The sequence below is a fragment of the Streptomyces sp. NTH33 genome (genome assembly GCF_003236365.1).
Taxonomy (GTDB): Bacteria; Actinomycetota; Actinomycetes; order Streptomycetales; family Streptomycetaceae; genus Streptomyces.
In genome coordinates this window covers 1-10039 of record NZ_POTZ01000263.1, presented here as the reverse complement: position 1 = coordinate 10039, position 10039 = coordinate 1, and the positions used below count along the sequence as shown (strand labels likewise).

Sequence of the window (10039 nt, the reverse complement as noted above, 5' to 3'; positions counted from 1 at the left end):
CACCAAGGGAGCGGGGCTGGAGGGCCGGGGGGTCCTTCCAGCCCCGTTTTCGTTTTCGCACGTGCATGCGCGGGTGAGGACGCGGTGCGCGGGGTGCGTACACCCGCGCACCGTACGCCGCTTACGCCGCTACGCCGCTTACGCCGCTACGCCGCTTACGCCGCTACGCCGCTACGCCGCTTACGCCGCTACGCCGCTTACGCCGCTACGCCGCTTACGCCGCTACGCCGCTCACGCCGCTACGCCGCCGTCCGCGCCTGCGCCTGACGCCCCGTCCCCGCTGCCGCCAGCCGTCCCAGGGCCTCGTCACGGTCGCAGGGGTGGGCGCCCAGAGCGACCTGACGGGCGACGATCGAGCGCTCGGCGCGCATCAGCCGCCAGCCGCGGCGCAGGAGGAACGGCACCGACTTGCGGCTCTCCTTCAGATCCCGCAGGAATCGCCGGCGGAAGGTGGTGACCGGTCCGCGCGACAGGCACAACGCGTCGGCCAGGACGCCCAGTTCCCGGCAGCGCTCCACGATCTCGGCGGCGAAGATGCCCTCCGCGATGAACAGCGGGGCGCGGCCGATGTGCAGCGGTTCCTCGCCGGTACGGGCGCTCAGGGAGATGTCGTAGACCGGCACCGTCGCGCTGCCCGTGGCGCACAGCCGGGTGATCGACTCCACCGCGGCGTCCGCGTCCCACGAGCCGGGGTGGTCCCAGTCGATGTCCGGACTCCCCGCCACCAGCGGCAGGGTGGGGTCGTCACCCTCCTTGTAGAAGTCGTCGAGGCGGAGTACGGGCAGTCCGGAACGGGCGGCGACGAGGGACTTGCCCGAGCCCGAGGGGCCGCAGAGCAGCACGACACGGGCGGGTGACGGGAGATGAGGGCTCACGGAACACCAGTTTGACGTATGGCGGCACCCCTGCCGACCCCGCGGGGCGGCTTTGGAACGTGGCCTGCGTCTCAACTACCGTGTGCGCTGTTCTCGTTACCCAGCGCAGCAGAAGGTGGCATCAGCAATGGCCCGACACGCGTCCGTTCCGTCTGTCCCGTCCGTTCCCCGCTCCACCGCCCGGCGTGCCCTGCTCGCCGTCGCCACCGCCGGGGTCGCTCTGGGCGTGGGCGCGACGACGGCCTCGGCGGACGTCCTCCCGGCGGCGGGCGGAGGCCACCGGATCGGCCAGGCCGACCCGCAGGCGGCCGTGCGGACGCTGACCGGCACGGCCCACCACGTCACCGGACCGGTCGTGGGCCTCAAGCCCAACCCCCTCGCGGGCACCGGCGTCGACCCGCTCGACAACGGCGTCGGCACCCAGGTAGCCGACTTCAGGCCACTCGACACGAGGATGCTCACGGGCCCGGTCGCCCAGGCCCCGTCGATCGGGGGCATCCCGGTGGCGGGTCAGGCGCTCAGGTCGGTGCGCTGACATCTGCGGACGTATCCGAGAGAGCCGCGTCCTCCCCTCCGCCGAGGGGAGGACGCGGCTCTCTCGTCCGTGGGGCGGCTCAGTACGACGAGCCCGAGGCGCCCAGCGCGCCCGTGGGGTGCCAGACCGTCTTCGTCTCCAGGAAGGCCGTCAGGCGGTCGGTGCCCGGGGTCGCAAAGTAATCCACAGGCTGTGGACGCAGGACGCGCTTGAGGTTGTCCGCCGCCGCGATCTCCAGCTCCCTGGCCAGGTCCTCGTCGGCGCCCGCGAGGTCGATCGCGTTGACGTCCTGGTGGGCGGCGAGGGGCGTGGCGATCTCCGCCGTGCGGCCGGACAGGATGTTGACGACACCGCCGGGCAGGTCGGAGGTGGCCAGCACCTCGCCCAGGGAGAGGGCGGGCAGCGGGGACTTCTCGGAGGCGACGACGACCGCCGTGTTGCCGGTCGCGATCACCGGGGCGATCACCGAGACCAGGCCCAGGAACGGCGACTCCTGCGGGGCCAGGACCGCCACGACGCCCGTCGGTTCCGGCGTGGAGAGGTTGAAGAACGGGCCCGCCACCGGGTTGCCGCCGCCCACCACCTGGGCGATCTTGTCGGTCCAGCCCGCGTACCAGACCCAGCGGTCGATCGCCGCGTCCACCTGGGCGGCGGCCTTCGCCTTCGACAGGCCCTCCGCGTCGCCCACTTCGCGGACGAACTGCTCCCGGCGGCCCTCCAGCATCTCCGCGATGCGGTACAGGATCTGGCCGCGGTTGTACGCCGTCGCGCCCGACCACGCGCCGAACGCCTTGCGGGCCGCCACGACCGCGTCACGGGCGTCCTTGCGGGAGGACAGCGGTGCGTTCGCCAGCCAGTTGCCTTTGGAGTCCGTCACCTCGTACACCCGGCCGCTCTCGGAACGCGGGAACTTCCCGCCGACGTACAGCTTGTAGGTCTTGAAGACCGACAGTCGGGGCTCGGTCTTCTCCGTCTTATCGGACATCGAGGTACGCCTCCAGGCCGTGGCGGCCGCCCTCGCGGCCGAAGCCCGACTCCTTGTAGCCGCCGAACGGCGAGGTCGGGTCGAACTTGTTGAACGTGTTGGACCAGATCACACCCGCGCGCAGCTTGTTCGCGACCGCCAGGATGCGGGAGCCCTTCTCCGTCCAGATGCCGGCGGAGAGGCCGTACGGGGTGTTGTTGGCCTTGGCGACGGCCTCGTCCGGGGTGCGGAAGGTGAGGACGGACAGCACCGGGCCGAAGATCTCGTCGCGGGCGATGGTGTGGGCCTGGGTGACGTTCGTGAACAGTGTCGGGGCGAACCAGTAGCCGGAGGACGGCAGTTCGCAGGCCGGCGACCAGCGCTCGGCGCCCTCCGCCTCGCCCTGCTCGGCGAGCGCGGTGATCCTGGCCAGCTGCGCGGCGGAGTTGATCGCGCCGATGTCGGTGTTCTTGTCCAGCGGGTCGCCCAGGCGCAGGGTGGAGAGCCTGCGCTTGAGGGAGTCGAGCAGCTCGTCGTGGATCGACTCCTGGACCAGCAGGCGCGAGCCCGCGCAGCAGACCTGGCCCTGGTTGAAGAAGATGCCGCCCACGATGCCCTCGACGGCCTGGTCGATCGGGGCGTCGTCGAAGACGATGTTGGCGCCCTTGCCGCCGAGTTCGAGGGTGAGCTTCTTGCGGGTGCCGGCCACCGTGCGGGCGATCTCCTTGCCGACCGCCGTGGAGCCGGTGAAGGCGACCTTGTTCACGTCGGGGTGCGCGACGAGCGCGGCGCCCGCGTCGCCGTAGCCCGGGAGGATGTTGACGACGCCCTTGGGCAGGCCCGCCTGGCGGCAGATGTCCGCGAAGAAGAGGGCGGAGAGGGGAGTGGTCTCGGCGGGCTTGAGGACGACCGTGTTGCCGGTCGCCAGGGCCGGGGCGATCTTCCACGCCAGCATGAGCAGCGGGAAGTTCCAGGGGATGACCTGGCCGGCCACGCCCAGCGGCTTCGGGTCCGGGCCGTAGCCGGCGTGGTCCAGCTTGTCCGCCCAGCCGGCGTAGTAGAAGAAGTAGGCCGCCACCAGGGGCAGGTCGGCGTCCCGCGTCTCCTTGATCGGCTTTCCGTTGTCCAGCGTCTCCAGGACCGCCAGCTCGCGGCTGCGCTCCTGGATGATGCGGGCGATGCGGAAGAGGTACTTGGCGCGCTCGGAGCCGGGCAGGGCCGACCACTTCCCGAAGGCCTTGCGGGCGGCCTTCACCGCGCGGTCGACGTCGGCCTCACCGGCCTGGGCGACCTCGGAGAGGACCTCCTCCGTGCTGGGGGAGATCGTCTTGAAGACCTTGCCGTCCGCCGCCTCGGCGAACTCGCCGTCGATGAAAAGGCCGTAGGACGGCGCGATGTCGACGATCGACCGGGACTCGGGAGCCGGTGCGTATGCGAAGGGGGAAAGCGGGTTTTCCATGTTCATGGGGTCTCAGTCCACCGTCACGTAGTCGGGGCCGGAGTAGCGGCCGGTGGCCAGCTTCTGGCGCTGCATCAGCAGGTCGTTCAGGAGCGAGGAGGCGCCGAAGCGGAACCAGTGGTTGTCCAGCCAGTCCCCGCCGGCGGTCTCGTTGACCAGGACGAGGAACTTGATCGCGTCCTTGGAGGTGCGGATGCCGCCGGCCGGCTTCACGCCGACCTGCACGCCGGTCTGCGCCCGGAAGTCGCGGACGGCCTCCAGCATGAGCAGGGTGTTGGCCGGGGTGGCGTTGACGGCGACCTTGCCGGTGGAGGTCTTGATGAAGTCGGCGCCCGCCAGCATGCCGAGCCAGCTCGCCCGGCGGATGTTGTCGTACGTCGACAGCTCGCCGGTCTCGAAGATGACCTTCAGGCGGGCGGAGGTCCCGCAGGCCTCCTTCACCGCGACGATCTCGTCGTACACCTTCAGGTACTTGCCCGCGAGGAACGCCCCGCGGTCGATGACCATGTCGATCTCGTCGGCGCCCGCGGCGACCGCCTCGCGCACGTCCGCCAGCTTGACGCTCAGCGGCGCGCGGCCGGCCGGGAAGGCGGTGGCGACCGAGGCGACCTTCACGTCCGAGCCGGCGACGGCCTCCTTGGCGACGGCCACCATGTCGGGGTAGACGCAGACGGCCGCGGTGGCGGGAGTCGTACGGTCCGTCGGGTCGGGGTGGACCGCCTTGGCGCCGAGCGCCCGGACCTTGCCCGGGGTGTCCGCGCCTTCCAGCGTCGTCAGGTCGACCATCGAGATGGCGAGGTCGATGGCGTACGCCTTCGCGGTGGTCTTGATGGAACGGGTGCCGAGCGAGGCGGCGCGCGCCTCCAGGCCGACCGCGTCGACGCCGGGCAGCCCGTGGAGGAAGCGGCGCAGCGTGCTGTCGGACGCGGTGACGTCGGCGAGTGCAGCGGGTGCAGCGGGTGCAGTGGTGGGCATGGTCACCAGGCGAGCATATCTACGCGCGTAGCGGCTGTATAGCCCCTGAGGTTCATCTCACGCCCGTTCCGCGTCCGCCGGGTGCTCGGGCACCGCCGGTGAGCGTGCCTCGCGGCGTCGTGCACAATCGGGGCCATGACGACGCCCGAGCACGAGTCCACCGCGCCGCAGCCGCAGAACCCCGGGAACCCCGAGAGCCCCGAGAACAAGGACCGGGTCTTCCGGTCGTCCGCAGGCATCACGGGCGGTGTCCTGCTGCTCGCCATCGTCGGGTGGCTGGGCATCGACGCGCTGGTCACCGGCCAGGGGCGCGAACCGTGGCTGGCGCTCGCCGCGATGATCCTCGTCGTGCCGCTCGTGGTCGCCTTCACCCTGCGGCCCGCCGTGTACGCCAACGCCGAGCGGCTGCGTATCCGCAACCCCTTCCGCGTGATCGTGCTGCCCTGGGGCCAGGTCTCCGGGCTGCGCTCCGGCTACTCCAACGAGGTCCTCGACCAGTCCGCCGCCAAGTACCAGCTGTGGGCGCTGCCCGTCTCCCTGCGGGCGCGCAAGCGGGCCGCCCGGCAGGAGGCGCGGGCCGCTGCCGCGGGCGCGCGCGAGGCGGGCGGTGCGGGCGGTGCGGGCGGCTCGGTGAGGAACTCCACCACCGCCAGGGCGAACAGCAGCACCAGGGCGATGACGAGGACCACCCATCCGGTGGGGTAGCTCCACAGGATGTACGTCACGAGGGCCGCGGCGACGAGGATCCAGGTGATCCAGGTCCGGCGGCGGTGGACGAAGGGGCCGACCGGGCCCGTGCGGAAACCCGCGTGGTCCGCCGCGGCGCGCACCGCGTGGATGCCCGACTGCCACGCCTGCCGTACGAAGGTCGCCCGGCGTCCCCGGCCGGTCAGCCAGGCGGCCAGCGCGATCACCACGGCCAGTGCCACGACGCTGCGCACGGCGGTGCGCAGGTAGCGGGTCAGGGTGTCGTAGACGGCCCCGGCGGCCGGCTGCGAGACGGTGGCCGGGAGGCCGTTCAGATAGACCTCGCGGAAGACGGTGAGGCCGAGGCCGAGGATCAGCATGGCGACCGTGACGCCGAGCATCGCGGCGACGAGGACGCGCCGGCGGTGGACGGAGAGCAGCCACCCCACGACGAGGAACAGGACCGCGAGCACCGGCAGCCAGAACCCGGCGATCCTGAGCAGCTGGAGGTAGGTCTTCAGCGTGCCGAGGTTGTCGGAGCGCAGGACGGTGAAGTCGGTGTGGATCTGCGGAATCCGTCCGGCGACCGTGATGCCGTCGTCGACCAGGCGCTGCTTGACCCGGTCCACGACGGGCGCCAGGTCGATGGTCACCGCTTGATCGGTGATCTTCACCGCGCCGCCGCCACCGGTCAGCGCCTTGTCGACGGCCGCGTGGATCCCGCGGTTGGCGTCGACCCAGACGCGCTGGAAGGTGTCGGAGGCGATGACGTCCTGGGCCTTGTCGTGGACGAAGCCGCGGACGGCGTTCTCCAAGGGGGTCGCCAGCATGCCGAGCGCCTTCTCCAGCCGCGGCCGGTCCGCCGGGGCCGCGCCTTCGAGCAGGTTCCGCAGGGGGAGGTGGCTCATCAGCGCGTCGGTGACCCGGTTCGCCGCGGCCGCCTGGACGGCGGGGTCGGAGGCGAGGGGCGCGACCGTCGCGACGTACCGGTCGGTGTCGTCGACCTCGGCCGCCGCCCACGAGGCGGTGGCGGCGAGCGGGGCGAGGACGCAGCCGATCACGATGAGCAGCGCCGAGAAGAAGGACCTCCACCGGTGGTGCGCCGCCCGTGCGGTCCGGCCGGCCTCCAGCGCGGCGACACGGGCCCTCAGCCGCTCCAGCTCCGAGCGCTCGCCGCCCGTGCCGGGCCCTCCTGGCTGCTCGTGGGAGGGCATGGCCGGTCAGCTCACGATGCTGAAGCTGCGCCACGGTGCCGAGGAGGGGGCCGTCTGGTCCGACATCCGCCGGTCGAGGTAGACGGCCTGCCCGCTCGCGGGCTCGGTGCAGTCGGCGGTCCGGTACAGCATGATGTTGCTCTGCGTGTAGTTGGTGACGTGGGTGACCCCCTCGCGGAAGCGGTGGCACGCGTGGACCGGCGGGTTCGAGATCATCTCGACGACCCCGGCGCCGCTCCTTCCCTCGATCATGCCTTGCGCGTTCTCCTCGCAGGCCGTCAGCGCCATGCCGAGCATCGCGATGCCGACGAGCACCGCCGGCGACCGTGGGACGGGCATCGGGCCTCCTCCTGTACCGAGTGGGCGGCTGACCGGGACGACGTCCCGGCACCACTATCCGCCGCCTCCGACGGGGCCGCCCGGCGTGTACGGCCGTTACGGGCACGGGGCCCGGCCGCCCGGCGCCGGCGGACGGACCTCACGGCTGCGGGTCCGCGACCGGACCGGGCGCGGTTTCCGCGACGGGGCGGCCCTGCCGGGCGGGCAGGGCGACGGAGTGGCCGTCGACGCGGTACTGCTCGGCCTGGACGAGGTACATGCGGCGGAAGAGGCCGGGGCCGTCCGCGTCCGGCCGCATCAGCTCGTCGAACGTGCCGTGTTCGGCGACGCGCCCGTGTTCGAGGACGTAGATCGTGTCGGCGTGGCGGACGCTGTGCAGGCGGTGGGTGATCAGGACGATCGTCTGGCCCTCGGCGGCGAGGCTGCGGATCTGGTCGAAGACGCGCTGTTCGGCCTCGGCGTCCAGGGCGCTGGTGGGTTCGTCGACGACGAGGATCCGCGCGTCGCGGTGGCGGGCGCGGGCGATGCCGAGGCGTTGCCACTGACCGCCGGAGATCTGGTGGCCGCCCCTGTAGCCGCGGGCGAGCAGGGTGTCCCAGCCGCGGGGCAGGGAGGCGACGGTCTCGTCGGCGCCGGCGTACTCGGCGGCGGCGTGCAGCAGGTCGTCGTCGTACGGGGCCTCGGGGCGGCCGATCGCGACGTTGATGCGGGCGGTGAAGGGCCAGCGGTAGAAGTCCTGGGTCACGACGGCGATGCGGTCGAAGAGGTCGGCGCGGTCCGCCTCGACGGCGTCCATGCCGCCCCAGAGGATGCGGCCGGCGTCCGGGGCGTACAGGCCGCACAGAAGCTTGGCGAGCGTGCTCTTGCCGCTGCCGTTGTTGCCGACCAGGGCGACGATCCTGCCGGTGGGGATGGTGACGCTCACCTCTTCCAGGGCGGGGCGGCTGTCGGTCGTGCCCGGGTAGGTGAAGGTGACGTTCTCGAAGCGGACGGCGTCGACCCGCCGCGGCAGGGGACGGCCGGTCTCCGGGATGAGGCGGCGGTCGGCCTCCTGGCAGAGCCGGCCGAGGTCGGCGACGAACAGGCTCTCCTCGTAGAGGTAGTTGAGCTGGACAACCAGGGATTCGAGGTTGGCGGAGCCGGTGCGGACGGCGATGACGGCGGTGCCGGCGACGGCGAGTCCCATGGCACCGGTCCACAGCAGCACGCCGAGCACCCCGTACGTGGCGACGGTCGCGAGCCCCGTCCAGCCCGAGGCGATCAGACCGGTGCGGGCGGCCAGGGACGCCAGACGGGTCTGTTCCCGCTCGCCGGTCTCGGCCATCGTGCGGAAGTGCCTGAGCAGGAACGGTCCGATGTTGTGCACCCGTACCTCGGGCGCGGCCTGGACGTCGATGAGCAGGCGCCCGAGCAACTGGCCGGCCCGGGCGTGCTGGACCCAGGTGTGGAAGGAGATGTAGCGGCGGCGGGCGATGGTCAGCGCGCTCCAGGCGCTCGGCAGCGTCATCACCGCCAGCAGGGGCAGCAGCGCCGGGTGCAACGCCGTCAGTACGCCGGCGGCGGCGACCAGCGCGATCGCGGCGGTGATCACCGACACACAGAACCTGATCATCCGCCGGGCGGACTCGGCGCCCCACTGGGCGGAGTCCAGCAGCTTGTGGAACTCCTCGTCCTCCACGGCGGCCAGCTCCACGCGGGCCACCCGCTCCAGGTACTCCTCCGTCGCCACCCGGAACACCTTCGGCTCCAGCCGCCCGGTGCCGGCCGTGGAGGCCGACTTCAGCAGCGCGCCGACGACGGCGGTGACGGCCACCGCGACGAGCGCGGGAGCCGCGGCGGTGAGGCGTTCGGTGGTCTCGCCGTGGCCCAGCAGCTGGACGAGCACCCGGTTGACCGCGACCAGGCCGACCGCCTGCGCGACGCCGCCGCCGATCTCCGCCGCGGCGACCTGGAGCAGGGCCTGCCGGTCGGCGCGGCGGGCCAGCCGGATCGTGGAGCCGATCAGCCGCGGCATCCGCAGGATCATGGCGCGCAGACCGAGTTCCAGGAACGAGCCGTGGTGGTGGTTCCAGCCCATGTCGTAGCGGAGCGGGCCGCCGAAGAGCAGTCGCTCCGACTCCGAGACCTCCTGGGCGCCGGCCGCGTCCTTCACCGGCTCGGCACCGTCCCCGTTGTCCTTGCTGTCCCCGTTGTCCTTGCTGCTCCTGTCGCTCTTGTCGTCCCCCGCGCGCTTCCTGCGTGTCGTCATCCGACCCTGCCCCCGCCGTCGTCCCGAACGCCAGGTGAGCATCATCCGGCGTGACCACCCGGTGCAACGCCTCCGGTACGCGACCGGAAGCGGCAGGTGGGCGTGTTGTGGAGGCGTCGGGTGCGGTCCGGGGCATGAACGCGGTGGCGGGCTTTTGGTGTGCGACCCCTTGTGCCGCCGCGCGCCCGCTCGTGCACCGATGAGGCACCGGCGGCGCAATCGTGCGGACACGCCCGCCGGCCGGGCCGTCCGTTTCGCTTCCGGCGGCGGCCCTACCTACTGTAGGGACTTGACTCACCATTCAACCGTCGACGGGGGACCCATGCAGGAAGCACACTGCCCGCAGCCCGGTACCTCGTCCGGCGAGGGCGGCGAGGACACCGGGGGCGGACTCGGGCCGACCGTCGCGCTGCTCGTCGTCAGCCTCACGGTCGCCGCCGTCGGGGTCTATCTGCTGTGCGGTTTCGGGCTGCACAGCCTCAACCCGCGGCCGCGTCTGTTCCATGCCGGCTTCGCCACGGCGGGGGTGATCGTCGCCACCGTGGCGGCCGGGGCGGCGGTGGGGAACCTGGCCTGGCTGCTGACGGCGTCCCGCAGGCGCGCGGCCGCGGGCGGAACGCCCTCCACCGGCGAGCGCGCCCCCGCCGACGGGTGAACCCCGCCGGAAAGACCGGCGATCGGAAGGACCGGCGATCCGGACGGCGGGTCAGTTCCCCTGGCCGGCGTCCCGGACCGTTCCCCGT

Annotated in this window: 9 protein-coding genes and 1 pseudogene; 3 read left to right on the top strand and 7 right to left on the bottom strand. The window is 72.3% G+C overall.

Annotated features, from left to right (window positions below; translation table 11 throughout):
• Positions 1-239: 239 nt before the first annotated feature.
• Positions 240-875, bottom strand: coding sequence for a uridine kinase family protein (locus tag C1I97_RS23255; protein ID WP_441349141.1), 636 nt, complete (start codon positions 873-875; stop codon positions 240-242).
• Between the two features lie 127 nt (positions 876-1002).
• On the opposite strand from C1I97_RS23255, the gene C1I97_RS23250 reads away from it, so the two are divergent.
• Positions 1003-1410 (top strand): hypothetical protein, encoded by a 408-nt coding sequence (locus C1I97_RS23250; RefSeq protein ID WP_111005131.1) that lies wholly within the window; start codon positions 1003-1005, stop codon positions 1408-1410.
• A 79-nt stretch (positions 1411-1489) separates the two neighbouring features.
• On the opposite strand, the gene C1I97_RS23245 is transcribed toward C1I97_RS23250, so the two are convergent.
• Genes C1I97_RS23245 through deoC form a run of 3 tightly spaced genes read right to left on the bottom strand, consistent with a single transcriptional unit; the run spans position 1490 to position 4808 of the window.
• Positions 1490-2395 (bottom strand): aldehyde dehydrogenase family protein, encoded by a 906-nt coding sequence (locus C1I97_RS23245; protein ID WP_111005130.1) that lies wholly within the window; start codon positions 2393-2395, stop codon positions 1490-1492.
• Positions 2385-3833, bottom strand: coding sequence for an aldehyde dehydrogenase family protein (locus C1I97_RS23240; RefSeq protein WP_111005134.1), 1449 nt, complete (start codon positions 3831-3833; stop codon positions 2385-2387). The genes C1I97_RS23245 and C1I97_RS23240 overlap by 11 nt, the downstream gene beginning before the upstream one ends.
• 12 nt (positions 3834-3845) lie before the next feature.
• Positions 3846-4808: a deoxyribose-phosphate aldolase gene (gene deoC, locus C1I97_RS23235; protein WP_111005129.1), complete on the bottom strand. Its 963-nt coding sequence runs from the start codon at positions 4806-4808 to the stop codon at positions 3846-3848.
• 135 nt (positions 4809-4943) lie between these two features.
• Here deoC and C1I97_RS23230 point away from each other — a divergent pair.
• Positions 4944-5342 (top strand): annotated as a pseudogene (locus C1I97_RS23230) (PH domain-containing protein); the annotation flags it as partial.
• Here the strand turns inward: C1I97_RS23230 and C1I97_RS23225 are convergent.
• The 3 genes from C1I97_RS23225 to C1I97_RS23215 all read right to left on the bottom strand — a co-directional run bounded on the left by C1I97_RS23225 (position 5282) and on the right by C1I97_RS23215 (position 9125).
• Positions 5282-6709: a hypothetical protein gene (locus tag C1I97_RS23225; protein ID WP_258382703.1), complete on the bottom strand. Its 1428-nt coding sequence runs from the start codon at positions 6707-6709 to the stop codon at positions 5282-5284. The pseudogene C1I97_RS23230 and the gene C1I97_RS23225 sit on opposite strands and share 61 nt — an antisense overlap.
• Before the next feature lie 6 nt (positions 6710-6715).
• Positions 6716-7048 carry a hypothetical protein gene (locus tag C1I97_RS23220; RefSeq protein WP_111005127.1) on the bottom strand — a complete coding sequence of 111 codons (333 nt, stop codon included), beginning with the start codon at positions 7046-7048 and terminating at the stop codon, positions 6716-6718.
• 139 nt (positions 7049-7187) lie between these two features.
• Positions 7188-9125 carry an ABC transporter ATP-binding protein gene (locus C1I97_RS23215; RefSeq protein ID WP_111005133.1) on the bottom strand — a complete coding sequence of 646 codons (1938 nt, stop codon included), beginning with the start codon at positions 9123-9125 and terminating at the stop codon, positions 7188-7190.
• A 493-nt stretch (positions 9126-9618) separates the two neighbouring features.
• On the opposite strand from C1I97_RS23215, the gene C1I97_RS23210 reads away from it, so the two are divergent.
• Positions 9619-9951: a hypothetical protein gene (locus C1I97_RS23210; RefSeq protein ID WP_111005126.1), complete on the top strand. Its 333-nt coding sequence runs from the start codon at positions 9619-9621 to the stop codon at positions 9949-9951.
• The last annotated feature ends 88 nt before the right edge of the window (positions 9952-10039 follow it).

Bases quoted from the DNA above. Each gene is read 5' to 3' on its own strand.
- C1I97_RS23215 (WP_111005133.1), bottom strand. From the start codon at position 9,125: ATGGGCTGGAACCACCACCACGGCTCGTTCCTGGAACTCGGTCTGCGC.
- C1I97_RS23240 (WP_111005134.1), bottom strand. From the start codon at position 3,833: ATGGAAAACCCGCTTTCCCCCTTCGCATACGCACCGGCTCCCGAGTCC.
- C1I97_RS23225 (WP_258382703.1), bottom strand. From the start codon at position 6,709: ATGCCCTCCCACGAGCAGCCAGGAGGGCCCGGCACGGGCGGCGAGCGC.
- C1I97_RS23250 (WP_111005131.1), top strand. From the start codon at position 1,003: ATGGCCCGACACGCGTCCGTTCCGTCTGTCCCGTCCGTTCCCCGCTCC.
- deoC (WP_111005129.1), bottom strand. From the start codon at position 4,808: ATGCCCACCACTGCACCCGCTGCACCCGCTGCACTCGCCGACGTCACC.
- C1I97_RS23245 (WP_111005130.1), bottom strand. From the start codon at position 2,395: ATGTCCGATAAGACGGAGAAGACCGAGCCCCGACTGTCGGTCTTCAAG.
- C1I97_RS23220 (WP_111005127.1), bottom strand. From the start codon at position 7,048: ATGCCCGTCCCACGGTCGCCGGCGGTGCTCGTCGGCATCGCGATGCTC.
- C1I97_RS23210 (WP_111005126.1), top strand. From the start codon at position 9,619: ATGCAGGAAGCACACTGCCCGCAGCCCGGTACCTCGTCCGGCGAGGGC.